This is a genomic window from Serratia sp. SM04 (assembly GCF_040280225.1).
GTDB lineage: Bacteria > Pseudomonadota > Gammaproteobacteria > Enterobacterales > Enterobacteriaceae > Serratia > Serratia sarumanii.
The window spans coordinates 1-25,603 of record NZ_JBEOQT010000007.1; the positions used below are offsets into that span (position 1 = coordinate 1).

The 25,603-nt window shown below is 60.8% G+C and carries 23 protein-coding genes, 2 tRNA genes and 1 rRNA gene; 17 read left to right on the forward strand and 9 right to left on the reverse strand.

Annotated elements, in window-relative coordinates; genetic code table 11:
* Nucleotide 1: 1 nt before the first annotated feature.
* From rrf to ABTW55_RS11630, 3 genes are all read left to right on the forward strand, one after another.
* A 5S ribosomal RNA gene (rrf, locus tag ABTW55_RS11620) occupies nt 2-117 on the forward strand.
* A 94-nt stretch (nt 118-211) separates the two neighbouring features.
* A tRNA-Asp gene (locus ABTW55_RS11625) sits at nt 212-288 on the forward strand.
* 51 nt (nt 289-339) lie between these two features.
* Nucleotides 340-415 (forward strand) — tRNA-Trp (locus ABTW55_RS11630).
* A gap of 261 nt (nt 416-676) precedes the next feature.
* Here the strand turns inward: ABTW55_RS11630 and hdfR are convergent.
* Complete coding sequence (gene hdfR, locus ABTW55_RS11635; protein WP_033654506.1) at nt 677-1,504, reverse strand: HTH-type transcriptional regulator HdfR; 828 nt, start codon at nt 1,502-1,504, stop codon at nt 677-679.
* Nucleotides 1,505-1,623: 119 nt separating this feature from the next.
* Here hdfR and ABTW55_RS11640 point away from each other — a divergent pair, with 119 nt between their 5' ends.
* A complete protein-coding gene (locus ABTW55_RS11640) occupies nt 1,624-1,962 on the forward strand; it encodes a DUF413 domain-containing protein (protein ID WP_004929946.1) in 339 nt (112 codons plus the stop codon).
* Nucleotides 1,963-1,989: 27 nt separating this feature from the next.
* On the opposite strand, the gene ABTW55_RS11645 is transcribed toward ABTW55_RS11640, so the two are convergent.
* The gene (locus ABTW55_RS11645) at nt 1,990-3,513 is read right to left on the reverse strand and encodes a YifB family Mg chelatase-like AAA ATPase (RefSeq protein WP_033654505.1); all 1,524 of its coding nucleotides are present in this window, start codon (nt 3,511-3,513) and stop codon (nt 1,990-1,992) included.
* A gap of 341 nt (nt 3,514-3,854) precedes the next feature.
* Here ABTW55_RS11645 and ABTW55_RS11650 point away from each other — a divergent pair, with 341 nt between their 5' ends.
* The 10 genes from ABTW55_RS11650 (at nt 3,855) to ABTW55_RS11695 (ending at nt 14,199) form a co-directional block, all read left to right on the forward strand.
* A complete protein-coding gene (locus tag ABTW55_RS11650) occupies nt 3,855-5,087 on the forward strand; it encodes an MFS transporter (protein WP_033654504.1) in 1,233 nt (410 codons plus the stop codon).
* A gap of 133 nt (nt 5,088-5,220) precedes the next feature.
* On the forward strand, nt 5,221-5,319 hold the full coding sequence (gene ilvL / locus ABTW55_RS11655) for an ilv operon leader peptide (RefSeq protein ID WP_013814970.1): 99 nt from the start codon (nt 5,221-5,223) through the stop codon (nt 5,317-5,319).
* Nucleotides 5,320-5,461: 142 nt separating this feature from the next.
* The gene (gene ilvG / locus ABTW55_RS11660; protein ID WP_033654503.1) at nt 5,462-7,108 is read left to right on the forward strand and encodes an acetolactate synthase 2 catalytic subunit; all 1,647 of its coding nucleotides are present in this window, start codon (nt 5,462-5,464) and stop codon (nt 7,106-7,108) included.
* Nucleotides 7,105-7,362, forward strand: coding sequence for an acetolactate synthase 2 small subunit (gene ilvM, locus ABTW55_RS11665; protein ID WP_004929955.1), 258 nt, complete (start codon nt 7,105-7,107; stop codon nt 7,360-7,362). Before ilvG ends, ilvM begins: the two co-directional genes overlap by 4 nt.
* 23 nt (nt 7,363-7,385) lie before the next feature.
* Complete coding sequence (locus ABTW55_RS11670) at nt 7,386-8,312, forward strand: branched-chain amino acid transaminase (protein WP_033636413.1); 927 nt, start codon at nt 7,386-7,388, stop codon at nt 8,310-8,312.
* A gap of 77 nt (nt 8,313-8,389) precedes the next feature.
* Entirely contained in the window at nt 8,390-10,240 is a 1,851-nt protein-coding gene (gene ilvD, locus ABTW55_RS11675; protein WP_033649965.1) for a dihydroxy-acid dehydratase, read from the forward strand.
* 5 nt (nt 10,241-10,245) lie between these two features.
* Entirely contained in the window at nt 10,246-11,790 is a 1,545-nt protein-coding gene (gene ilvA, locus ABTW55_RS11680; RefSeq protein WP_015379394.1) for a threonine ammonia-lyase, biosynthetic, read from the forward strand.
* A 112-nt stretch (nt 11,791-11,902) separates the two neighbouring features.
* The gene (locus ABTW55_RS11685; protein WP_033654501.1) at nt 11,903-12,898 is read left to right on the forward strand and encodes a hypothetical protein; all 996 of its coding nucleotides are present in this window, start codon (nt 11,903-11,905) and stop codon (nt 12,896-12,898) included.
* Nucleotides 12,898-13,476 carry a hypothetical protein gene (locus ABTW55_RS11690; RefSeq protein ID WP_060423890.1) on the forward strand — a complete coding sequence of 193 codons (579 nt, stop codon included), beginning with the start codon at nt 12,898-12,900 and terminating at the stop codon, nt 13,474-13,476. The genes ABTW55_RS11685 and ABTW55_RS11690 overlap by 1 nt, the downstream gene beginning before the upstream one ends.
* A 21-nt stretch (nt 13,477-13,497) precedes the next feature.
* Complete coding sequence (locus tag ABTW55_RS11695; RefSeq protein WP_060423891.1) at nt 13,498-14,199, forward strand: DUF2461 domain-containing protein; 702 nt, start codon at nt 13,498-13,500, stop codon at nt 14,197-14,199.
* 8 nt (nt 14,200-14,207) lie between these two features.
* Here the strand turns inward: ABTW55_RS11695 and ilvY are convergent, their stop codons facing one another.
* Complete coding sequence (gene ilvY / locus ABTW55_RS11700; RefSeq protein ID WP_033636409.1) at nt 14,208-15,098, reverse strand: HTH-type transcriptional activator IlvY; 891 nt, start codon at nt 15,096-15,098, stop codon at nt 14,208-14,210.
* A gap of 168 nt (nt 15,099-15,266) precedes the next feature.
* Between ilvY and ilvC the strand changes: the two genes are divergently transcribed.
* On the forward strand, nt 15,267-16,742 hold the full coding sequence (ilvC, locus tag ABTW55_RS11705; protein ID WP_004929973.1) for a ketol-acid reductoisomerase: 1,476 nt from the start codon (nt 15,267-15,269) through the stop codon (nt 16,740-16,742).
* A gap of 53 nt (nt 16,743-16,795) precedes the next feature.
* On the opposite strand, the gene ABTW55_RS11710 is transcribed toward ilvC, so the two are convergent.
* From ABTW55_RS11710 to ABTW55_RS11720, 3 genes are all read right to left on the reverse strand, one after another.
* Entirely contained in the window at nt 16,796-17,491 is a 696-nt protein-coding gene (locus ABTW55_RS11710; protein ID WP_060423894.1) for a LuxR family transcriptional regulator, read from the reverse strand.
* On the reverse strand, nt 17,488-17,667 hold the full coding sequence (locus tag ABTW55_RS11715; protein WP_033649970.1) for a hypothetical protein: 180 nt from the start codon (nt 17,665-17,667) through the stop codon (nt 17,488-17,490). The genes ABTW55_RS11710 and ABTW55_RS11715 overlap by 4 nt, the downstream gene beginning before the upstream one ends.
* Nucleotides 17,668-17,733: 66 nt before the next feature.
* Entirely contained in the window at nt 17,734-18,666 is a 933-nt protein-coding gene (locus ABTW55_RS11720; protein WP_060423896.1) for a sugar kinase, read from the reverse strand.
* Nucleotides 18,667-18,907: 241 nt separating this feature from the next.
* Here ABTW55_RS11720 and pdeH point away from each other — a divergent pair, with 241 nt between their 5' ends.
* Nucleotides 18,908-19,699, forward strand: coding sequence for a cyclic-guanylate-specific phosphodiesterase (gene pdeH / locus ABTW55_RS11725; RefSeq protein ID WP_060423899.1), 792 nt, complete (start codon nt 18,908-18,910; stop codon nt 19,697-19,699).
* A gap of 90 nt (nt 19,700-19,789) precedes the next feature.
* Complete coding sequence (locus ABTW55_RS11730; protein ID WP_060423902.1) at nt 19,790-21,829, forward strand: AsmA family protein; 2,040 nt, start codon at nt 19,790-19,792, stop codon at nt 21,827-21,829.
* Here ABTW55_RS11730 and ABTW55_RS11735 read toward each other — a convergent pair whose 3' ends face one another.
* From ABTW55_RS11735 to yhjD, 3 genes are all read right to left on the reverse strand, one after another.
* Nucleotides 21,830-22,597, reverse strand: a complete 768-nt coding sequence (locus ABTW55_RS11735) for a CDP-diacylglycerol diphosphatase (RefSeq protein WP_033654494.1) — start codon at nt 22,595-22,597, stop codon at nt 21,830-21,832.
* 100 nt (nt 22,598-22,697) lie between these two features.
* On the reverse strand, nt 22,698-24,020 hold the full coding sequence (locus tag ABTW55_RS11740) for an MFS transporter (RefSeq protein ID WP_039569733.1): 1,323 nt from the start codon (nt 24,018-24,020) through the stop codon (nt 22,698-22,700).
* Nucleotides 24,021-24,347: 327 nt separating this feature from the next.
* A complete protein-coding gene (gene yhjD, locus ABTW55_RS11745) occupies nt 24,348-25,367 on the reverse strand; it encodes an inner membrane protein YhjD (protein WP_033654493.1) in 1,020 nt (339 codons plus the stop codon).
* Between the last annotated feature and the right edge of the window lie 236 nt (nt 25,368-25,603).

Consider the following 25,603-nt stretch of genomic DNA (forward strand, 5'->3'; position numbering starts at 1 on the left):
GCCTGGCGGCAATAGCGCGGTGGTCCCACCTGACCCCATGCCGAACTCAGAAGTGAAACGCCGTAGCGCCGATGGTAGTGTGGGGTCTCCCCATGCGAGAGTAGGACACTGCCAGGCATCAAATAAACGTTATCAGCGTGACGACTGGTAATGCGCAAATCGCAGCGCGCGATATTGCCGGCATCGAAAGATGCAACGTAAAAGAATCGGTGGAGCGGTAGTTCAGTTGGTTAGAATACCTGCCTGTCACGCAGGGGGTCGCGGGTTCGAGCCCCGTCCGTTCCGCCACTTATTTAATTATGCCTGCTTTATTAGCAGGCATAATGTTAAGCGAGATTTAGGGGCGTAGCTCAGTTGGTAGAGCACCGGTCTCCAAAACCGGGTGTCGCGAGTTCGAGTCTCTCCGCCCCTGCCATATTAAGAACCCTTTGCGAAAGCAAAGGGTTTTTTTTTGCCTATCATTTTTCTTCCTTACCGCTTTGGAATAGAGCGCTTTTGACGCTATATGCCGATGTTTGCCCGATCCTGGTTGCTTCATGTTCCTCCGAACTCTATCCTGCCGGCCTCCTGATTCTTATCTCGTTTTGCATTATCTTCTCTCAGAAGGCGATGAGCGCGTTTTTGCTTGATAGACAGTCACGACCACGATGACGGCGTTTAAGGCCGCCATAACGCTTTAGGCTGCGGTATTTAAAGGTATTTTAAGTAATTGCCGAATCAAAGGCTGTTGATCGCTATTTTGCAACCAGACGGCATACAGTGGGCGGATAATCGGCGGGATCTCGGTGGCGGCCACCAACTGTGGATACTCTTTTTCCCACTGGCTGGGCAGGAAAGCGCATCCGCCCGTGGTTTCCAACAGCTGACGCGTCAGGTGAGCAGAGGTGGTGGTAAGCACCGGCACGTTATCACCTTCCAACATGCGGTTTTCCTGTTGGTGGAAGTCGGCTCCCCATTCCAGTTTGATGTAGGGCATTGGGGCCTGTTTGTCACGATAAGCGGATGAGAACAGGCGTAATGAGAAATTGCTCAGCTGCTGGCTGGCCAACTCATCCATCTTCGGCGGTTCAGTGGTGATCAGTAAATCGAGCTGCCTTTCATGCAGTTGTTTTACCAAAGAGTGCCTTAATGCCACCCTGGCTTCTAGCTGCAGCGCTTCGCGTTGTTGATAGAGCGCCTGTAGCCAAGGGGTCAGATAGGCTTCCCACAGCGAAGCGGTAGCGCCGATCGACAACTCGGTGTGTTGCAGCGAACGCACGACCTCCTTTTTCGCCAGCTGCCAGGTGTTCATCAGGCTCTCGGCATAGGGCAGAAGCCGCTCGCCGGCAGGCGTCAGGCGGATATTATTGCGATGACGGGTAAATAAATTGGCGCCCAGCTGGTTTTCTAACTGACGGATGCGGAAACTGACCGCGGACTGCGTTAAGTACAAAGATTCTGCGGCTCTGCCAAAGTGACGCGTTCTACTGACCTCCAAAAAGGTTTTCAGTAATTCGGTATCCACACCTATCTCCAAAAAAATTTGTCGTTAAGATTTAAATGTTTTGTTTTACACGCTGTCAAGCCTATCTAATACTCCGCGCCATAAACAGCACGGCCATAAGAGAATTAGGAGCGTGTCAGATGGCGGATAGCTTCACCACGACCAATCGTTTTTTTGATAATAAACATTACCCTCGCGGGTTCTCCCGTCACGGCGATTTCACCATTAAAGAGGCGCAATTGCTAGAGCGCTTCGGCTACGCGTTTAACGAGCTGGACTCGGGCAAACGCCAGCCGGCCACTGAAGAAGAACAACTGTTCGTCGCAGTGTGCCGCGGTGAGCGCGAAGCGGCTACCGAGCAGGAAAAAGTATGGGCTAAATATCTGGCGCGCACACGTCGCCCGAAGAAATTCCATACTCTGTCCGGCGGTAAACCGCAGGCTGACGCAGTAGAAGATTACAGCGACAGCGAAGACTAAAGACGATGGGGCCTGCGGGCCCCATTTTCATTCCAGACTACGATGCAGTTGTAACAGCAGGCGGTCCATGCTGCGATAGCCCAGCGCTTCGCTGAGGTGGCGCCTGTCGAGCTCAGCATCTCCCGCCAAATCCGCCAGCGTGCGCGCCACTTTCAAGATGCGCTGCCAGGCGCGAACCGATAACCCCAGCGCGTTTAATGTCGCCTCCAAAAACTCGGCGTCTGCCGCCTGCAGAACGCAATCCCGTTCCACTTCGCGGTTGCTCAGCAGCGCGTTGACTTTACCGGCGCGTTCAAGTTGCCGGGCGCGTGCCAGCAGCACTCTTTTCCGCACTTGTTCGCTGCTTTCTCCGTGTGTTTTCCGATGACTGAGTGTTCCCGGCGGCAACAGCGGCACTTCGATAGACAGATCGAAACGGTCGAGAAAAGGCCCTGACAGCCGGGCCAGATAGCGCAACACCTGCTGCGGTGAGGCGCGATTGTGCAGCCCCTGATAGTGCCCCGTCGGGCTGGGGTTCATTGCCGCGATCAGCTGCACTCTGGCGGGGAAACAGACCTTGGCGTTGGCGCGTGAAATCACGATCTCGCCGGATTCCAACGGCTCACGCAGCGCATCCAGTACCTTACGCTCGAATTCCGGCAGTTCATCCAGAAACAGCACGCCGTTATGCGCCATCGAGATCTCGCCCGGTCGCGGCAGTGAGCCGCCGCCGACCAATGCCGCCATCGAGGCGCTGTGGTGCGGTGCGCGAAACGGCCTCTGGCGCCATGGTAGGGCAGCGGGAATGTGATGCTGCAAGCTGGCGACCGCCAGACTTTCCAGCGCCTCAGGCTCCGTGAGCGGTGGCAGTAGGCTCGTGAGGCGGCTGGCCAGCATGGTTTTACCGGTGCCCGGCGGCCCAATCAGCAATAGGTTATGCCCGCCGGCGGCGGCGATCTCCAGTGCCCGCTTGGCCTGCTCCTGGCCGATGATATCGCGCAGATCGGCGCTGTCGCAGGCGGTGTCCGCAGCGGGAGGCGTGGCCGCCACCGGCAGTTCGCCCTGGCCGAGCAGAAAGGCGCAGACTTCCAACAGGTGCCGGGCGGTATGGGAGTGCGACTGCGCGATCAGGCCGACTTCGGCGGCGTTGTCCGTTGAGAGGATCAGTTGCCGCCCGGCATCAGCCGCCGCCAGCGCCGCCGGGATCGCCCCCCTGACCGCGCGCAGTGAGCCGGACAGCGCGAGCTCGCCAAGAAACTCGTAGCGCGCCAACGGTGCGAGGGGCAATTGCTCGGAGGCGGCGAGGATCGCCAGTGCTATCGGCAGATCGTAACGCCCGCCTTCTTTCGGCAGATCGGCGGGCGCCAAATTGACGGTGATGCGCCGGGCGGGAAAGGTGAAACCGTTATTGATCAGGGCGCTGCGCACCCGATCGCGCGCCTCTTTTACCGTGGTTTCCGGCAGGCCGACCAGCGTCAGGCCGGGCAGGCCATTGCTGATATGCACCTCCACCGTCACGGAAGGGGCCTGAACGCCGATGATGGCGCGGCTATAGATTACCGCCAGTGACATATCGCTCTCCTTGCTAAGGGCGACATGATGCGTGATTTATCTGGGCATTGCGCGGTGTTATTGGTGATTTTTCGATACATTTAGCAGAGTAATCGCTGATTTTCATCGAAATAAATGAGGTTGTGCGAGCCGCCTCGCAACCTGCGGCAATACCCATTAACAATTCGCTGAAGGCTGCAACATATTAGCGGCCCATACGCATTGCAACCATAGGGTTAACGGGTGTATTTAACAATTGATTAAAAGAAAAATCACTTCTTTAACAAACCCCGACCGCCGCCGCATTCTGCCCGGCAGCCGCTAAACCTCCTGACTTCGTACTCTACGGTAGGGATAACACTATGTTTGGTTGGACCCCGCTGCAACGCAACGCGGCAATCGCCAGCTTTTCAAGCTGGACGCTCGACGCTTTCGATTTTTTCGTGCTGGTATTCTTACTCAGTGACATCGCGCAATCCTTTCACGTCGGTCTGGAACAGGTGACGTTGGCGATTTTGCTCACGCTGGCGGTGCGCCCGATTGGCGCGCTGATCTTCGGGCGTGCGGCGGAAAAATATGGCCGCAAGCCGATCCTGATGCTGAATATCGTCTTCTTCTCGGTGTTTGAGCTGCTCTCCGCCGCCGCGCCCTCGCTGACGGTCTTCTTGCTGTTGCGGGTGTTGTACGGCGTTGCGATGGGCGGCATCTGGGGCGTGGCGTCGTCGTTGGCGATGGAAACCATACCGGACCGCTCGCGCGGCCTGATGTCGGGCATTTTCCAGGCCGGCTATCCGTTCGGTTATCTGCTGGCGGCGGTGGTGTACGGCCTGCTGTTCGAAACGGTCGGCTGGCGCGGCATGTTTGTTATCGGCGCGGCGCCGATCCTGCTGCTGCCATTTATTTATTATTGCGTGCAGGAGTCGCCGGTGTGGCTGGCGGCGCGTGAACGCAAGGAAAGCTCTGCCTTGCTGCCGGTGTTGAAGAGCCACTGGAAGCTGTGCTGCTATTTGGTGCTACTGATGGCGGCGTTCAATTTCTTCTCCCACGGCACGCAGGATCTGTATCCGGTGTTTCTGAAAGTTCAGCATGGTTTCGATCCAAAAACCGTTAGTATCATCGCCATTAGCTACAATATCGCGTCAATTATCGGCGGTGTTTTCTTCGGTTCGTTGTCGGAAAAGATCGGCCGCAAAAAAGCGATCATCATCGCCGCGCTGCTGGCGCTGCCGGTGATCCCGCTGTGGGCATTTTCCAGCGGTTCGCTGATGTTGGGGATCGGCGCTTTCCTGATGCAGTTCATGGTGCAGGGCGCCTGGGGCGTGGTGCCGACCTACCTGACTGAGCTGGTGCCGGCCAACACCCGCGCGGTGCTGCCGGGGTTCGTGTACCAGTTGGGTAACCTGATCGCTTCGGTCAACGCCACGCTGCAGGCGACCATCGCCGAACATCATGGGCATAATTACGGCCTGGCGATGGCGATCGTCGCCGGTACGGTGGCGCTGGCGATCGCCCTGTTGGTGTTCTTCGGCAAGGATACGCGCGGCAAGGCGATCACAGACGCGGTGAGAAATCCGGGCGTGCGCGCCAACGTGTGAAATCCGGGCGATTCGCGTGAGGTATGACCAGATTGCGCCGAATAATAACGCAAAAAAAGTGTTGTCATGCCGCGCGCGACTATGGTACCTCTGTAAGCATTAGTTCTGAATGAGCACAGTGAACAAACCCATTATGAAAGCCTTTGCCCAAGTGATTAGCCTAGTCGTGATTAGCGTGGTGGTGATTATTATCCCACCGTGCGGGGCTGCACTTGGACGAAGAAAGGCTTAGCAAACAAGCCGGAATCGCAAGAGAACCCCCGCACCGTCAGGTCCGGGGGTTTTTTATTGGCAAGAGAAAAGTGGAGCAAGGGGCAGAGCATGAAAAACAGAACAAAATCCTGCGGTTTTCGAAGTAAGGCGGGGAAATAACTATGAATGGCGCTCAGTGGGTAGTTCAAGCGTTGCGTGCGCAGGGTGTGGATACCGTATTCGGCTATCCGGGCGGGGCAATCATGCCGGTGTACGATGCGTTGTACGACGGCGGTGTGGAACACCTGCTGTGCCGCCATGAACAGGGCGCCGCGATGGCCGCCATCGGCTACGCCCGCGCCACCGGCAAAGTCGGCGTTTGCATCGCCACTTCCGGCCCCGGCGCCACCAACCTGATCACCGGCCTGGCTGATGCGCTGCTCGATTCCGTTCCCGTTGTCGCCATCACCGGTCAGGTGGGTTCCGCGCTGATCGGCACCGATGCCTTTCAGGAGATCGATGTTCTCGGCCTGTCTCTGGCCTGCACCAAGCACAGCTTCCTGGTGGAATCGCTGGACGCGCTGCCGGGCATTATGGCGGAAGCCTTCGCCATCGCCGCCGGCGGCCGTCCTGGCCCGGTGCTGATCGATATCCCGAAAGACATCCAGCTGGCGCAGGGCGACTTGCACCCGCATCTGATGCCGGTCGATGAAGCGCCGGCATTCCCGGCGGCGGCGTTGGCGGAGGCGGCCGAGCTGCTGGCGCAGGCGCACAAACCGATGCTGTACGTCGGCGGCGGCGTGGGCATGGCGCAGGCGGTGCCGGCGTTGCGCGAGTTCATCGCCGTGACCCGCATGCCGAACGTCGCCACCCTGAAGGGGCTGGGCGCGCCGGATGCGCAAGATCCGCTGTACCTCGGCATGTTGGGCATGCACGGCACCAAGGCTGCCAACCTGGCGGTGCAGGAGTGCGATCTGCTGATTGCCGTCGGCGCGCGTTTCGATGACCGCGTGACCGGCAAACTGAACGCCTTCGCGCCGCACGCCAAAGTGATCCACATGGATATCGACCCGGCGGAAATGAGCAAGCTGCGCCAGGCGCATGTGGCCCTGCAGGGCGATCTGAAAGCGTTGCTGCCGGCGTTGCAGCGCCCGCTGAACATCGCCCCTTGGCAGCAGCAGGTGACGGCGCTGAAAGCCGACCACGCCTGCCGCTACGATCACCCCGGCCAGCCGATCTACGCGCCGCTGTTCTTGCGCCAGCTGTCCGCCCGCAAGCCGGCCAACAGCGTAGTGACCACCGACGTGGGCCAGCACCAGATGTGGAGCGCGCAGCACATGACGTTCGAACGCCCGGAGAATTTCATCACCTCCAGCGGCCTCGGCACCATGGGGTTCGGCGTGCCGGCGGCAGTAGGCGCCCAGATCGCGCGCCCGCAAGATACGGTGATCTGCGTCTCGGGCGATGGCTCCTTCATGATGAACGTGCAGGAACTGGGCACCATCAAGCGCAAACAGCTGCCGCTGAAGATCGTGCTGCTGGACAACCAGCGCCTCGGAATGGTACGCCAATGGCAGCAGCTGTTCTTCGACGGCCGCTACAGCGAAACCAACCTGTCCGATAACCCCGACTTCCTGATGCTGGCCGCCGCCTTCGGCATTCCCGGCCAGTGCATCAGCCGCAAGGATCAGGTGGAGGGCGCGCTCGAGGCGCTGTTCAACACCGAAGGCCCTTATCTGCTGCAGGTCTCTATCGACGAACTCGAAAACGTCTGGCCGCTGGTGCCGCCGGGCGCCGGCAACGAAACCATGTTGGAGGAAATATCATGATGCAGCATCAACTCTCGATCCAGGCGCGTTTTCGCCCCGAAATGTTAGAGCGCGTATTGCGGGTCGTGCGTCATCGCGGCTTTCAGGTTTGTGCTATGAATATGGTTTCCCCGGCCAACGCCGACAGCATCAATATCGAATTGACCGTTGCCAGCCCGCGTCCGGTTGCCCTGTTGTCATCTCAATTAAGTAAACTGATGGACGTCTCCTGCGTCGAGATCCAGCAGCCAACATCACAACAAATACGCGCCTGAGGCGCCGAGAAGGATAAATAACAATGACAAAGAAAGCCGATTACATTTGGTTCAATGGTGAGATGGTTCCCTGGGCCGAGGCCAAAGTGCACGTGATGTCGCACGCGCTGCATTACGGCACGTCGGTATTTGAGGGGGTGCGCTGCTACGACTCGCACTTGGGGCCGGTAGTGTTCCGTCATCGCGAGCATATGCAGCGCCTGCACGATTCGGCGAAAATCTACCGCATGCCGGTTTCGCAAAGCGTTGACGAACTGATGGAAGCCTGCCGCGCCACGTTGCGCAAGAACAACCTGGTCAGCGCGTACATCCGCCCGCTGGTGTTCGTCGGCGATGTCGGCATGGGCGTCAACCCGCCGGCCGGTTACAAAACGGACGTGATTATCGCGGCGTTTCCTTGGGGCGCTTATCTGGGTGAAGAAGCGCTGGATCAAGGCATCGACGCGATGGTCTCCTCCTGGCACCGCGTCGCACCTAACACCATCCCCACCGCGGCCAAGGCTGGCGGCAACTATCTTTCCTCTCTGCTGGTGGGCAGCGAAGCGCGTCGCCACGGCTATCAGGAAGGCATTGCGCTCGACGTGCACGGCTACATTTCCGAAGGGGCGGGCGAGAACCTGTTTGAAGTGAAAGACGGCGTGATTTACACCCCGCCGTTCACCTCTTCGGCGCTGCCGGGCATCACCCGCGACGCGATCATCAAGCTGGCGAAAGACATGGGCTTCGAAGTGCGTGAGCAGGTGCTGTCGCGCGAATCGCTGTACCTGGCCGACGAAGTGTTCATGTCCGGCACCGCGGCGGAAATCACGCCGGTGCGCAGCGTGGACGGCATTCAGGTCGGCATCGGCAAATGCGGCCCGGTGACCAAACAGATCCAGCAGGCGTTCTTCGGCCTGTTCAGCGGCAAGACAGAAGACAAATACGGCTGGCTGGATCCGGTAAATCCGTAACGACAAGACAGACAAGATAAGAATATCCAGGCGGTTCGTTCGCCGCCTGTCATAAATACATTTGGAGTGAAAAGAGCATGCCTAAGTACCGTTCCGCCACCACCACCCACGGCCGCAATATGGCGGGTGCCCGCGCATTGTGGCGCGCGACCGGGATGACCGACGCCGATTTCGGCAAGCCGATCATCGCCGTGGTCAACTCCTTTACCCAGTTCGTGCCGGGCCACGTGCATCTGCGCGATCTGGGCAAACTGGTCGCCGAACAGATCGAAGCCTCCGGCGGCGTGGCCAAAGAGTTCAACACCATCGCGGTGGATGACGGCATCGCCATGGGCCACGGCGGCATGCTCTATTCCCTGCCGTCGCGCGAACTGATCGCCGACTCGGTCGAATACATGGTGAACGCCCACTGCGCCGACGCGATGGTGTGCATCTCCAACTGCGACAAGATCACCCCGGGAATGCTGATGGCGGCGTTGCGCCTGAATATCCCGGTGATCTTCGTCTCCGGCGGCCCGATGGAAGCCGGCAAGACCAAACTCTCCAATCAGATCATCAAGCTGGATCTGGTGGACGCGATGATCCAGGGCGCGAACCCGAACGTCAGCGACGCCGACAGCGAGCAGATCGAGCGTTCCGCCTGCCCGACCTGCGGTTCCTGCTCCGGCATGTTTACCGCCAACTCGATGAACTGCCTGACCGAAGCGCTGGGCCTGTCGCAGCCGGGCAACGGCTCGCTGCTGGCCACTCACGCCGATCGCAAAGCGCTGTTCCTCAACGCCGGCAAGCGCATCGTCGAGTTGACCAAACGCTATTACGAGCAGGACGACGAGAGCGCGCTGCCGCGCAATATCGCCAACAAGGCGGCGTTTGAGAACGCCATGACGCTGGACATCGCCATGGGCGGCTCGACCAACACCGTGCTGCACCTGCTGGCTTCGGCGCAGGAAGGCGAGGTGGACTTCACCATGGAAGACATCGACCGCCTGTCGCGCAAAGTGCCGCACCTGTGCAAGGTGGCGCCGAGCACGCAGAAATACCATATGGAAGACGTGCACCGCGCCGGCGGCGTAATCGGCATCCTCGGCGAGCTGGATCGCGCCGGTTTGCTGAACCGCGAGGTGAACAACGTGCTGGGGCTGACCCTGCCGCAGACGCTGGAAGCCTACGACGTGATGCTGACCCGCGACGAAAGCGTCAAGAAAATGTACTCCGCCGGGCCGGCCGGTATTCGTACCACGCAGGCATTCTCTCAGGACTGCCGCTGGGATTCGCTGGACACCGACCGCAAGGAAGGCTGCATCCGCACCCGTGAGCACGCCTACAGTCAGGACGGCGGGTTGGCGGTGCTGTATGGCAACCTGGCGGAAAATGGCTGTATCGTCAAAACCGCCGGCGTAGACAAGGAAATCCTCACCTTCCGCGGCCCGGCCAAAGTGTATGAAAGCCAGGATGATGCGGTAGAAGCTATCCTCGGCGGCAAAGTGGTGGCGGGCGACGTGGTCGTTATCCGTTACGAAGGGCCGAAAGGCGGGCCGGGCATGCAGGAAATGCTTTACCCAACCACGTATCTGAAATCGATGGGGCTGGGCAAGGCGTGTGCGCTGATCACCGACGGACGTTTCTCCGGCGGCACCTCCGGGCTGTCCATCGGCCACGCCTCGCCGGAGGCGGCCAACGGCGGCCTGATCGCCCTGGTGCAGGACGGCGACATGATCGCGATCGACATTCCGCATCGCGGCATCCAGCTGGATGTCAGCGAGCAGGAGCTGGCGGCGCGGCATGAGGCGGAACTGGCGCGCGGCGATGCGGCCTGGACGCCGAAAAACCGTGAACGTCAGGTGTCCTTCGCGCTGCGCGCTTACGCCTCGTTGGCCACCAGCGCCGACAAAGGCGCGGTGCGCGACAAGAGCAAACTGGGGGGATAAGTAGTATGGCGGTCTCTCAACCCCTACCCAGCGCCCCCTGTGGCGCGGAATATCTGCGAGCGGTACTGCGCTCGCCGGTCTACGAGGTGGCGCAGGTCACCCCGTTGCAGGCCATGAGCAAAATCTCTTCGCGCCTCGGCAACACCATTTTGGTGAAGCGCGAAGATCGCCAGCCGGTGCACAGCTTCAAGCTGCGCGGGGCCTATGCGATGATCGCCGGGCTGGACGAAGAGCAGAAGGCGCGCGGCGTCGTAACGGCTTCGGCCGGCAACCACGCGCAGGGCGTCGCCTTCTCCGGTAAACGGCTGGGGATCAAAACGCTGATCGTGATGCCGGTGTCCACCGCGGACATCAAGGTGGATGCGGTGCGCGGTTTCGGCGGCGAAGTGCTGCTGCACGGCGCCAATTTCGACGAGGCGAAAGCGAAGGCGATCGAGCTTTCCCAACAGCAAGGAATGACCTTCGTGCCGCCGTTCGATCATCCGACGGTGATCGCCGGGCAGGGCACGCTGGCGATGGAGCTGCTGCAGCAAGACGCGCATCTGGATCGGGTCTTCGTGCCGGTCGGCGGCGGCGGCCTGGCTGCCGGGGTGGCGGTGCTGATCAAGCAGCTGATGCCGCAGATCAAAGTGATTGGCGTCGAAGCGGAAGACTCCGCCTGCCTGCGCGCGGCGCTGGATGCCGGCCATCCGGTGGATCTGGCGCGCGTCGGGCTGTTCGCCGAAGGCGTGGCGGTGAAGCGCATCGGCGACGAAACCTTCCGCCTGTGCCGTGAGTATCTGGACGACGTGATCACCGTGGACAGCGACGCCATCTGCGCGGCGGTCAAAGATCTGTTCGAGGACGTGCGCGCCATTGCCGAACCTTCCGGCGCGCTGGCGCTGGCGGGGCTGAAAAAGTACGTGCAGCAGCACAACATTCAGGGCGAGCGTCTGGCGCACGTGCTGTCCGGCGCCAACCTCAACTTCCACGGGCTGCGCTACGTTTCCGAACGTTGCGAACTGGGCGAACAACGCGAAGCGCTGTTGGCGGTAACCATTCCGGAACAGCAGGGCAGCTTCCTCAAGTTCTGCCAACTGCTGGGCGGCCGCTCGGTGACCGAATTCAACTACCGCTACGCCGATGCCGACAACGCCTGCATTTTCGTCGGCGTGCGTCTGACGCGCGGCCACGCCGAACGGCGGGAGATCATCGACGAACTCAACGCCGACGGTTATCAGGTGGTGGATCTGTCGGACGACGAGATGGCCAAGCTGCACGTGCGCTACATGGTGGGCGGGCGTCCATCGAAGCCGCTGCGCGAACGGCTGTACAGCTTTGAGTTTCCGGAGTCGCCGGGCGCGCTGCTGAAGTTCTTGCAGACGTTGGGCACGCACTGGAACATTTCGCTGTTCCACTATCGCAGCCACGGCACCGACTTCGGCCGGGTGCTGGCGGCCTTCGAGCTGGCGCAAAGCGAGCCGGAATTCGAGCGGCACCTGCAGGCGCTGGGCTACGATTGCCACGACGAAACCGACAACCCAGCGTTCCGCTTCTTTTTGCAGGGGTGAGTCGGATTGATAAGCAACCGTGACGCGTTAGTCAGTTTATGGGTTGCATGGTTGTGATTTTGTCGTGCATTTTTATACTGCCAAGACTTCTGACGTATAGGGATGCACGACAATGAAAACCGCTTTTTCTACGCCGTTCGGTTCCCCCGAAGACGATTTGACCAACGCCGAGTTTGCCCGCCTGTTGGGCAATACCGGCGTACAAGAATTCTATCGCGATATTAATCTGCAAGCCTTGCAGGACTCGCTGGACTGCAGCCTCGCCTTTCATGGCGTGGGCATTATTTTTTCCGACGGGCAGAACTCATTTTTAGTCCGCCCGACGCAGCACACCGGTTACTCAAACGCTTCGCAGGTTACCCACGTGGTCATCAGCAAAACGGTGGCTCATACTTCACGCGTTGCCGCGACCAATACGCTGTCGGAAGCGTTGAGCAAACCCAGCGTCAGCAAAGAGTTGGCCTCGGCCGCGCTGTCGTGCGGAACGCTGCTGGTATCGGTATTTTTACTGGCGTCGGGCAGCGTCGCCGTGCCGTTTACCGGCGGCACCAGCTCGGCGGTGGCTTATCTGGGCTATGCCGGCATGGCCGCCAGCGCGTTGCAGTGCGGCAATGGGCTGTACCGCGTCAACAAGCTTTATGACGGGAAAGGCGATGAACTGGCTCAGCTCGACTCAGAACAGTGGTATATCGCTACCAGTACCGTGCTCGATGTGATCTCGCTGGCCAGTGCCGGGGCTGCCCTGAAGGAAGCGACGATGACCTACCGCGCCATGCGCCGCATTTCGGCGCGCAAGGCGACGGAATGGCTGAAAAGCATGCCCCGTAGCGAAAGGAAGCGGCTGACCGAAAACATCATTCGGGCGGAAAATCCGGGAATTTCCAATAACGTCTTGAAAGAGATGGTGAAGAACGGCTTATACCCGAAGCGCTACCCGACGGAAGCGATCCAAAACGGGCTGCGCCAGCAATTGCATTCGGCGCTCAATAACTCATTGACGTTCGTGGGCAGCGGCATCAGCGGCACCCTGTCTGCGCCGGTGAATGTGAAAACCACCGGGCAGTATTTTGTGGGCATTATGCAGAAATTGCCGCAGATGGTGAGGTAATGGCGGACTGGATGATTAAACGCCTGATCGCGCAGGGCCGGGAGATGGAACGCCAAATCGCGGCGCGCGATGGCGCGCTTTTCGCCGGTGTGGATGCGCAGCTCGAGCAGCATTTCCTGACGCCGGGCCAGCGGCTGTCGCCGCCGGGCGTCGGCAATGTCATGTTGCTGATGGTTTGCCTGACGCTGGGGCTGGCGGGCGTGATGGGCCTGGCCACGGACGTGGCGGCCGCCTGGAGCGGCAAGACTTCCGCTGCCGTTCTCATGGGCAGCGGCGCGATCGTGGCGGTGTGGATGACGTTGATCCTGTTCCAACTGGTGCAAGGTAAAAACAGCGGGGTGGTATTGTTGCAATATTATCTTGGCATGCTCGGCCTGTTTTGCCTCGGCGCCGCGGCGGCGTGGGCGGCGGGGATGACCGGCATCGCCACTGTCGCCATGCTGCTGGGGGGCGTGGTTGGCGGGGCGCTATTCAGCAACCGGGCGGCGTTCTCTCTCTATGTCGCTTATTTTCGCACGCGTCGGCGCGTATTTATCAAACGCCGTTGGCAGAGAGAAGATCTGCGCAACACCCGATAAACCGTCAGAACGGAAAAACTTATGACGCAACCCTTCTCCGGCTTTAGCCAGCAGGGTCTGAATTTCCTGCAGCAGGTGCGGATCGAGAACGATAAGGCGTGGTTCGACGGCAACCGCGACATCTACGATCGCGAGCTGCTGGCGCCGTTTCGCGCGCTGGTGGAGCAGTTGGCTCCCGGCATGCTGGCGATCGATCCGCTGTTCGAGACTCGCCCGGCGATCGGCAAAACGCTGTCGCGCATTCATCGCGATACGCGTTTTTCACATGACAAATCGCGCTACCGCAGCCGCATGTGGCTGACGTTCAAGCGCCCGAGTAAAGACTGGAAAGACGCGCCGGTCTACTTTTTCGAACTGGGGCCGGACATGCTGCGCTATGGGCTCGGCTACTACAGCGCCAACAAGCCGACCATGGATCTGTTCCGCCATACGCTGAGGCAGCGGCCGCAGCCTTTCCTTGAGGTGGCCGCCTGCTGCCGGCCGCCGTTCGAGCCGGTGGGAGAGAGCTACAAGCGCCCGCTGGTGAAGGAACAGGCGGCGGAGATCGCCACCTGGTACAACCGCAAGTCGTTTGCGGTGATGGTGACCGACAGCGAAGTGGAAAAGCTGTTCAGCGCCGATCTGGTGCCGCTGCTGGCCGGGGCATTTTTGCAGCTTGAGCCGCTCTACCACTGGCTGATGCAGGTAGAGACGATGAAGCAGATCGATCCGGCGGATCTGTAAACCCCGCGTCAGCGGGGATGCAGCAAGCGCCAAAAGGCGTCGATCAGCGGATCGCTGAGGCGCTTTTTCTGGACGCAGACCCCCAGCTCGAACGGTTCGACCATCGAGATGTTATCCAACTGCGAGATGCGGTTGCGTACCGGCTCCGGGCTGTTGTCCACCACCACGCTCGGGATCAGTGCGATGCCGCAGCCCAAAGCGACCATCGACACGATGGCTTCGTGGCCGCCGACGGTGGCGTAAATCAGCGGATTGCTGATGCGGTGGCGGCGGAACCACAGCTCGATGCGTTTTCGCGAAGGGCCGTGCTCCGGCAGGATGAACGGGATCTCGGCCCAGTCGGGCCTGTCGGCGAACGCCTGGCTGCGCACCGCGCAGGGCAGCGCCGGCGCGATCAGCACCAGCGGGATTTCGCCGATTTTGGTGAACGCCACGCTGGCGGGCAGCGTTTCCGGCCGGCCGGCGATGCCGAGATCGGCCTCGTTGGATTGCACCTTGTCGACCGCATCGGCGGCGTCGCCGGTGGTTAGCTTAATCTCCACCAGCGGGTGCTGCGCGCGGAAGCGATCGAGGATCGGCGGCAGGTGGCTGTACGCCGCGGTCACCGAGCAGAACAGCCGCAGTTCGCCGCTGAGCGAAGGGCCGTGCTGGCCGAGAGAGTGCTTCAGCTGCTGATATTGCAGCAGCGTTTGCTGGGCGAATTCTTTCAGCTGTTCGCCGGCGTCGGTCAGCTGCACGGTGCGGTTATCGCGCAGGAACAGCGGCTGCCCGAGGATCTCTTCCAGCCGCTGGATCTGGCGGGAGAGCGTCGACGGGCTGACGTGCATCGCCTTGGCGGTGCGCCCGAAGTGATGGCTTTCGGCCAGATGCAGGAACAGCTTTAAATCACGTAAATCCATATCGATACGCTCGCAGTGAGAGTGTTGCATAAATTGCAATATCACGTTCTCAATATATCAATTTAAGCAACGCATTTCCTGTTATACATTGAGTTTAACGAATCTCCGCACAGACAGGGCGGGGAATGAAAATAACAATGCAAGACAACATCAAACCGGAGTACCACCATGGCTAACTATTTCAACACATTGAACCTGCGTCAGCAGTTGGCGCAATTGGGTAAATGCCGCTTTATGGCGCGCGACGAATTTGCTGACGAAGCCGGCTACCTGAAAGGTAAAAAAGTGGTGATTGTCGGCTGTGGCGCCCAGGGTCTGAACCAGGGGCTGAACATGCGCGATTCCGGTCTGGACGTCGCCTATGCCCTGCGCAAAGAAGCGATCGACGAGAAGCGCGCTTCCTGGCGCAAGGCGACCGAAAACGGCTTCAAGGTCGGCACCTACGAAGACCTGATCCCGCAGGCGGATCTGGTGGTCAACCTGACGCCTGACAAGCAGCACTCTTCCGTGGTGCGCGCGGTGCAGCCGCTGATGAAAGACGGCGCGGCGCTGGGTTATTCCCACGGCTTCAACATCGTTGAAGTGGGTGAGCAGGTGCGTAAAGACATCACCGTGGTGATGGTCGCGCCGAAATGCCCGGGCACCGAAGTGCGCGAAGAGTACAAGCGCGGCTTCGGCGTGCCGACCCTGATTGCGGTTCACCCGGAAAACGATCCGAAAGGCGAAGGCATGGCGATCGCCAAGGCCTGGGCGGCGGCGACCGGTGGCCACCGCGCCGGCGTGCTGGAGTCCTCCTTCGTCGCCGAAGTGAAATCCGACCTGATGGGCGAGCAGACCATTCTGTGCGGCATGCTGCAGGCGGGTTCGCTGCTGTGCTTCGACAAGCTGGTTGCAGAGGGCGCCGATCCGGCTTACGCCGAGAAACTGATTCAGTTCGGCTGGGAAACCATCACCGAAGCGCTGAAGCAGGGCGGCATCACCCTGATGATGGATCGCCTGTCCAACCCGGCCAAGCTGCGCGCCTATGCGCTGTCCGAACAGCTGAAAACCATCATGGCGCCGCTGTTCCAGAAGCACATGGACGACATCATCTCCGGCGCTTTCTCCAGCGGCATGATGGCCGACTGGGCGGAAGACGACGTGAAATTGCTGACCTGGCGCGAAGAGACCGGCAAAACCGCGTTCGAGAATGCGCCGCAGTTTGAAGGCAAAATCAGCGAGCAAGAGTACTTCGATCACGGTGTGCTGATGGTGGCGATGGTGAAAGCGGGCGTTGAGCTGGCGTTCGAAACCATGGTCGATGCCGGCATCATCGAAGAGTCGGCTTACTACGAGTCGCTGCACGAGCTGCCGCTGATCGCCAACACCATTGCGCGTAAGCGTCTGTATGAAATGAACGTGGTTATCTCCGATACCGCAGAGTACGGCAACTACCTGTTCGCCAACGCGGCGGTGCCGTTGCTGAAGGACTTCATGACCACCCTGCAGGCGGGCGATTTGGGCAAAGCCGTGGCGGGTACGGCGGTGGACAACGCGCAGCTGCGTGACGTGAACGAAGCGGTGCGCAGCCACCCTATCGAAACCGTCGGCCGCAAACTGCGTGGCTACATGACCGACATGAAACGCATCGCCGTTGCGGGCTGATTTCCCGCAAGGCAAAGCACACAGAGCCGGCAGCGATGCCGGCTTTTTTATGCCTACGGTGGCGTGATCAATTGCCGTTCGAGGCAGCGCCGGATCGCGTGTTTGGCGTTGGCGACCCCCAGCTTACGCACCGCATTGCCGATGTGAAACTTCACCGTGCCGGTTTTTATCCCCAGGATCAGCGCGATCTCATGGTAGGTTTTGCCCTGGCTGGCCCAGTAGAGGATTTCCCCTTCGCGCGGCGAGAGCCGGTCTGTCCGGCTCGCCTCGGCGCTGGCCAAGGCCAGAGCGTGCTGGTGGGTATCGACCAATACCATCTGCAGGCTGGACCTCTCGTCTTCCATCAGCTGCCGCAGTTCGGCGTCATCGGCTGCCGTGGCGCTGATCGACAAGATCGCCAGGTTGTTGTCGTGATCGTGCAAAACAAAGCTGCAGCCGTGCACGATGTCGTACTCCCGCGCCTGGCTGAAGATCTTCCGGTAATGCCGATCCTCGGTGGTGACGGGGGTGTCGTGCCACATAAAGGGCGCGCAGCGACTATGGGCGGCGCGCACGACGGGATCGATGCGCTGATAGCGATTGGCGCTGTAGATGTCCAGCCATTCTTGCGGGTAGCTCGAGACCAGCAGATGGCGATCGGGAAGGTGTTTGTTGAAGGTCAAATAAGCGTATTTGAATTGGCTGAAGGCGTGCAGTCGGCCGTCAAGATGCAGTCTTGCGGCGACGGCGTTGGCGAATGTGACGGTCATTGGTAACCTCCCTGTCGTTCGCGGCTCAGCCCGACCTGCACCAAAGTCCAGCTAGTCAGTGCGGCGGATTGAAATTTATACTCGGCTAATAAATTCAAAAAGGCAGCAATGCCAAGACCCGAGCTTAGCAGCTCTGGGCGGAAATAAGCCAACGCCAGGGAAATTCTTTCAATCATCCTCTCATCAATGCTTCTGGGATCTATTGTGCGGGCGGCGAGGCTACCTCGCCGCCGCCTTATTGGCTATGCGGGCATCGCCGCTGCGGGAATGATGGCGCCGCGGTGTTGGATCACCGTTGCGGCGAGCAGGTGGCCGCGCTGCGCCGCCTGTTGGGCGCTGCCGCCGTTCAGGCGTTCCGCCAGGTAACCGGCGCTGAAAGAGTCGCCCGCCGCGGTGGTATCCACCACGCGATCCGGCGGCAGCGCGATGGCCGGCACCTCAAGCCGCTCTCCCTCCACGCTGAACACCAGACAGGCATCCGCGCCGCGTTTGATAACGATCTCACCGACGCCGAGCGCCTGCGTGCGCGCCACCACCTGTTCAACCGGCTGCGCTCCCCACAGCGACTCTTCGTCATCCAGCGTCAGGAAGGCGATGTCGGTGCAGGCCAGCACCTCACGGTAGGCCTGCTGCGTTTCCTCACGGCTGGGCCACAGGCGCGGGCGATAGTTATTGTCGAAGATAACCTGGCCGCCGTTGGCGCGGCAGCGGCGCAACAGCGCCAGCAGCTTCGTGCGGTCGGCAGGCGCGAGGATCGCCAGGCTAATGCCGCTGAGGTACAGGTAATCGAACTGCGCCAGCTGGGCGCACAGTACCTCGGCCTGGGGGCCCGCCAGCCAATACCGGGCGGCGGCGTCGTTGCGCCAGTAGTAGAAGGTGCGTTCGCCGGCGGCGTCGGTTTCGATCACGTACAGGCCCGGCAGTTTGTTTTCCAACCGCTGAATCAGCCCGGTCTCGATCTTCTCCTGCCGCCAGGCCTGCAGCATCTCGTCGCTGAAGCTGTCGGTGCCGAGCGCGGTGACGTAATGCACCTGCAGCGTCTGTTCCGGCATTTGGCGGGCGAGGTAGACGGCGGTGTTGAGGGTATCGCCGCCAAAGCCGCGCGTCAGCTGTGCGCCCTGCTGCGACAGTTCGATCATGCATTCGCCGATCACGGCGAGATTTCGGATAGTCATCGTCAATAAGCCCTGGCTAAAGAAGAAGCAACAACCGCCAGTCTCCACGCAAGGCGGTGAGGGAGTCAATAAATTAAAACGGTGTTTTGATTTTTTTATGATCGCGATCGGCCCATGCCAAAACAGGGTGAAGAAGAAACCGTGCGGCAATTCGTGCTTAAAGTTTTGCGCGGCGCGGCCGATAAGCTGGGTAAAGAAACAGCGGCAGCGCTCTCACTTCCCCGCCACGGCGATAGTACCGATGATAACCAACCTGATCTCGGGTCTGCTGGCGCCCTGTTTTGCCCTCTATGCCTGCGCCAAATCGCGGCGCTACTGGCGGCAATGCCGGCGCTTGTATACCTTCCAGCCGATTTATCGCACCAGCGGCGCGCTGCTGGCGGTGGAACTGCTGACGGCGGTATATCACCCGAATGAACCGGACAAACGGCAATCCCCGGAACAGTATTTTTCCTCGCTCGGCGTCGCCCAGCGTTTGCGGGTGATCCAGGAACAGCTGGAGCTGTTGCAGCGCTGGCAGGCATTGTTCATTCGCCACGCGGTGATGGTGTCGGTCAATATCGACGGCATGGCGCTGCAAGCGTTGCAGCGCCATAGCGAGCTGCAGCGGCAGATCGCCGAGATGCCCTATCTGCGCTTCGAACTGGTGGAGCACGCCGAAACAGCGTCAAACCGCCCGTTGCACCAGATGGTCGGCGGCGAACGGCTGTGGCTGGACGATTTCGGCAGCGGGCTGGCCAACTTCTCCGCCGTCGGCGCCTGGCGCTATCAATACATCAAGGTAGCGCGCGAATTGTTCACCTTGCTTAAACAGTCTGAAGAGGGCGTGCAGCTGCTCGGCACCCTGATCAAGATGATGAACCAGCACAGCGACGGGGTGATCGTCGAAGGCGTGGAAACCGAGCAGGAGTGGCGGCTGGTACAGCGTTCCGGCGCGTTGGCCGCGCAGGGTTACTATCTTTCCCGCCCGGCATGCTTTGAAACTTTACACAGCGTACCGACGCTGTTCGCCGCGCCCGGCGCGCCGGCGTGAACTCCGGCCTATCCTCAGCTAATCTTAAACGGGGCTGCTCATTCCTTTTCCTTTCATTCGGCAGCCCGGTTTATGTGCTGAGGGAGCCCTATGACAAGAACAGGAAAGGTTTTCAGCTGGCTGGGCGGCATTGTGCTGCTGGCGGTCGCCGCGCTGGCGATCTTCATCGCTACCTTCGACTGGAATCGACTCAAGCCCACCATCAACGACAAAGTGTCGGCCGAACTGCGGCGGCCGTTCGCCATCCGCGGCGATCTGGGCGTCGACTGGTCGCGTAACCGGGATGAGGGCGGCTGGCGCGCCTGGGTGCCCTGGCCGCATATTCACGCCGAAGACGTGTGGCTGGGTAACCCGAAAAACATGCCCGGCGACAGCATGGTGACGCTGCAGCGCGTCGACGCCAGCATCGCACCGCTGGCGTTGCTGAAGAAAGAACTGCTGATCCCGCGCATTTGGCTCAAGCAGCCGAATGCGTCGTTGCAACGCCTGGCCAACGGCGACAACAACTGGACGTTTGACCTGGCCGCTGGCCAGGATCCGCAGCAACCGCCTTCCGACTGGTCGTTCACCGTTCACGACATCGTGTTCGACAAGGGGCAGATCGCCTTTAAAGACGCCACGCTGAAGGCGGACTTCCGCGCCGTCATCGATCCGCTCGGCAAACCGCTGCCGTTCAGTGAAGTGACCGGCAAACAGAGCAGCGGCAAGGCCGCCACTCCTGACTACGTCTTCGGTTGGCAGGTCAAGGGCAAATACAACGGCGAGCCGCTGAGCGGCAGCGGCAAGATTGGCGGCATGCTGTCGCTGCAGAGCGCCGATCTGCCGTTCCCGCTGCAGGCCGACGTGCGCTCCGGCAGTACCCGAGTGGCGGTGGCGGGCACCTTGACCGATCCGCTGAACCTCGGCGGGCTGGACGTGCAGCTGAAATTTTCCGGCGAAAGCCTGGGTAATCTCTATGGCCTGACCGGCGTGCTGCTGCCGAACACGCCGCCGTATGCGACCGATGGCCATCTGATTGCCCGCCTGCATCAGCCGGGCGGCGCCGTGTTCGAATATCAGAAATTCGACGGCAAAATCGGTGACAGCGACATTCACGGCGATTTGAAATACGTTGCCGGTAAGCCGCGGCCGACGCTGAGCGGCGCGGTGCGCTCCCGGCAACTGAGGTTGGCGGATCTGGCGCCGCTGATCGGCGCGGACTCCAACGCCGCCAAAGCCGGGCGCGGCGAGAAGAGCCGCCAGCCGGCGGATAAAGTGCTGCCGGTCGAACAGTTTGATACGCAAAGCTGGCGCAAGATGGATGCGGACGTGAAGTTTGCCGCCGCGCGTATCGAACGCGGCAGCGATTTGCCGCTGAGCGATCTGGCCACGCATCTGAAGCTGAACAATGGCGAACTGCGCCTGGATCCGCTGCGCTTCGGCATGGCGGGCGGCAGCCTGAACGCCGTGGTGCGCCTCGACGGCGGCAAAAAGCCGATGCGCGGCCAGGTGGATATGCACGCGCGCAAACTCCAGCTCAAACAGCTGTTGCCGAACGTGGCGGCGATGAAGCGCAGCCTCGGGCAGATGAACGGCGACGCCAGGCTGACGGGCAGCGGCAATTCGGTAGCCGAGCTGCTGGCGACCAGCAACGGCGACCTGCGCCTGTTGATCAATAACGGGGTGATCAGCCGCAGCCTGATGGAGATCCTTGGCCTGAACGTCGGCAACTATCTGGTGGCGCAGCTGTTCGGTGACGATGTGGTGGGCATCAACTGCGCGGCGGCGGACGTCGGCATCCGCAACGGCGTCGCCGCGCCGCGGCTGTTCGTGTTCGACACCGAGAACGCGGTGATCAACATCACCGGCAACACCAACCTCGCCACCGAACGGCTGGATTTGTCCATCGATCCGGAAAGCAAGGGGATGCGCGTGCTGACCCTGCGCTCGCCGCTGTACGTGAAAGGCACCTTCAAGCACCCCGACGCCGGCGTCAAAGCCGGGCCGCTGATCGCCCGCGGCGCGGCGGCGGTGGCGTTGGGCGCGGTGCTGACGCCGGCGGCGGCGCTGCTGGCGCTGGTTTCACCCAGTGAAGGCGGCGAGGAGAACCAGTGCGGGCAGATCCTGCGGGAGATGAAAGGCAAAAAATAGTCAGGCGTGCGGCGGCGGCGTGAGCAGCCGGCAGTCGTGATCCTGGATCTCTTCCGCCGAGGCCAGGGTAAACGGCAGCAGGCTGCGCTCGGTCGCCAGCAGCAGGAAATCGCCGTCCGGCAGCGCGGTCATCGCCAGGCCGAAGCTGCCCATGCGCCCTTCGGCGCGCGGCAGGCCGGAAGCCAACAGGCGGAAGGCGCCCTGTTGTTCCAGTTCGGCGGGGGTCACCCGCCGCCCCAGATAGTCATGCCCCAACAGGCCGCCGGGCAGCGGTTGCCATTGATCGATAAAATCGGGGCCGATCTGCGCCAGCCGCTGTTTTACCGCCGGCAGCAGGCAGGAGATATGAATGTGCAGCTGGTTTTGCGTGCGGCCATATTCCGAGTTGATCGCCAGTGAAATATCGCCATCGTCGATCGGTTTGCCATAGCGTTCCGCCATCACGTGGCGCGCGCGCCAGGCCTGGGCGAAGAAATTCGGCGTGGTGGCGTCCAGCACTGCCGGGCTTTCTATCCCGGTGATTTTGGCGCTGGGCATCAGCAGGTATTGCAGCGGCCCGTTGCGATCTTTAAACACCACGAAGCCGGCCGGCACATCTACCTGCGCGCAGGGCGCCGGGTTGTCATGCGCTTGCTGATTGGGCAGACATTGCTGGCTGACGATGCGCCACAGCGCATCGGGATGATCAGGCTTCAACCCGTAATAGAGCGCGATGGCGAGAGCCGCCAGCAGCGCAACGCAGACAAATACCCCACGACGCAGAGACATCGGCCGATCCTGTTACCGAGAGAAACATCCAGCATAGCCCGGTTTTATGACAGTAAACGAACAACGCGTGCGGCCCCCGCAGTGAGGGGGCCGCAGGGGATCACAGCGACCGGTGGCGGGTTTCTTTCATCAACAGCAGGGCCAGCAGCGTCAACCCGGCCATCGCCGCCAGATACATGCCGACGTAGAACAGCCCGTAGTGGGCCGCCAGCCAGGTGGCGATATAAGGCGCCACGGACGCGCCGAGGATCGACGCGACGTTGTAGGAGAACGATGCGCCGGTATAGCGCACTTCGGTCGGGAACAGCTCCGGCAGCAGCGCGCCCATCGGGCCAAAGGTCAGCCCCATGATGCTCAGGCCGCACAGCAGAAAGCCCATCACCAGCGCCTGATTGCCGGAACCCAGCAGGGGCGGGAACAGGAACGCGAAGCCGATCATCAGCAGGGTAATGGCGATCATGGTCTTGCGGCGGCCGAACGCATCCGCCAGCAGGCCGGCGATCGGCACCATCACGCCGAAGCCGATCACCGCCACCATCAGCATCCACAGGAAGCTGTTGCGGGAGTAGCCGAGGCCCAGCGGCTGCGGCGCGGTGCCGTAGGTCATCGAATACACCGTCATCAGATAAAACAGCGTGTAGGTCGCCAGCATGATGAAGGTGCCGAGGATAGTGGCTTTCAGATGCTTGCTCAGCAGCGTGCCGAGCGGCACTTTCACCTGTTTGCCGGCCTTGGCCACTTTGGCGAACACCGGCGTTTCATGCAGCGATACCCGAACGTACAGGCCGATCAGCACCAGCGCCGCGGAGAGGATGAACGGCACGCGCCAGCCCCAATCCATAAACTGCTGGTCGCTCAGCAGCCAGGAGAGCAGCAGGAAGGTGCCGTTGGCGAAGAAGAAGCCGATCGGCGCGCCCAACTGCGGGAAGGAGCCGTACAGCGCGCGCTTTTTGGCCGGCGCGTTCTCCGTCGCCAGCAGGGCGGCGCCGCCCCATTCGCCGCCCAGCCCCAGACCCTGCCCAAAGCGCGCCAGCGCCAGCAGGATAGGGGCGAAGATGCCGATGGTTTCATAGCTTGGCAGCAGGCCGATCAGCACGGTGGAAATCCCCATGGTCAGCAGCGAGGCGACCAGCGTGACCTTGCGCCCTACCCGATCGCCGAAGTGGCCGAACAGCGCAGAGCCGATAGGGCGCGCGACAAAGGCGACGGCGAAGGTGGCCAGCGACTGCAGCGTCGCGGTGGTCGGGTCGCCCTGCGGGAAGAAGATGTGCGGGAACACGATCACCGCGGCGGTGGCGTAGATGTAGAAGTCGAAGAACTCGATGGCGGTGCCGACCAGCGAGGCGACGATGACTTTCCCGCGGGAGTTCACCGGTGTGGACGCCTCGTCGGCGTCGAGTGGGGGTGCGATGGTGGCTTGCATAATATTTCTTATCGTTAGAGGGGGTAAAAATCCATCTTAGTGACAGCATGCGGCCTTTTCAACGCGGGAGCTTTGGGCAACGCCGCTCCTAACCGGTTAAAAAGACTAATGTTTTACCGGGCTTCTTTTCTGCAGCGTTAAACGTTGAGAAATGGAGTTCGCGCAGAGGGAATGGCTGTAAAAACGGCAAAGAAAAGTGACTGGGCAGTTTGTTATGCTGGTTTCCGGATGGCGCACCGTGCGATTCAGATGTATTGACTGGTTTTTTGGCTGTTAACCAGATGAACGTGCCGGTGTGTGCGATAACACCGGCACGATTGCATGGCTTCAGCGCGCTGGCGGCTCGCGTTCCGGCAACGCTTTGTCGCCTTTGTAGTCGGCGGTGGCGATCCAGGCGGCGCAAAACAGCGTCAAACGAGCGAAGAAGTAGAAGAACGCCATCAGCCCGATCACCGATCCGAAGGCCGCGCCGGAAGGCGACTTCGCCACCTGCGGCAGCGTCATGGTCATCACGAACTTGATCACTTCAAAGCCGATGGCGGCGAGCAAGGTGCCGCGCAGCAGCGCTTTTTTCTTCGGTTTGTGGCGCGGCAGCATCCAGAAAATCCACAGGAACAGCAGATAGTTGGCGAAGATCGAGATCGACAGCGCGATCGTCGTCAGCGCCGGCCGAAGCCATTCGATGCCGTCCAGCCCCAGCGCGTTGACGATCGCCGCCTGCGCCGACCCAGCGACCGAGGTCAGCGACAGCGTGATAATCAGCGCGACCACCAGGCCGGTCAGCGAGATGAAGTCGCGGGTGTATTTGAAGTAGATTTTCTCCTGATCCTGCGGATTGCGCTCCCAGACATCGCGCGACTGCGCGCGGATCGCCTCGCGCAGATTGCCCATCCAGCTGATGCCGGAATAGAGCGCCAGCGCCAGGCCGGTCAACCCCACGGTGGTGCGCTGCTGAATGGCGGTATTGACGGTGTTCTTCAGCGTGCTGGCCAGCGTCGGATCGCTGATGCTGCCGACGATCCGGTTGATCAAGCGGGCCAGCAGATCCGGGTTGGAGGCCAGCACGAAGCCGGCGGCAGCGAACGATACCATCAGGATCGGGATCAGCGAGAGGAATGAAAAATAGGTGATGGCGGCGCCGAACTGGCTGCCCAGCCGATCGTTAAAGCGTTCGGCCGCGCGCAGCAGGTGCGCCACGCTCGGCCAGGCTTTGATACGTTCAATCAGACGTGAAAAACCACCGATGCGGCGGTCGAGGGTCTCATGGCCGGTCTTGATGGCGATAAGCGGCTTCGGCGGCGTGTCTTGTGCGGGCTGGTGGCGTTCCTGGTCTGGTCCTGTAGGCATTACTTCACGATTTCCTTAACGTTAAACGGCATGTTTCAGCGTTGATTATAGCCAAAGCCCCGCGGCGTTTTGAACGCCGGGGCGGCAAACGGTCATTTTCCGAGCTTAGCGCGTTAGCGCCCGGCATGAAATGCCGGGGAGGGGCAGATAGGTAAAATTCCTATGAAAACCCCGTGGCGCCTCGGTTTTTTTCACTTTCCTACCTCCAATTTTTATCTGTTTCGTCGGCGAGAAAG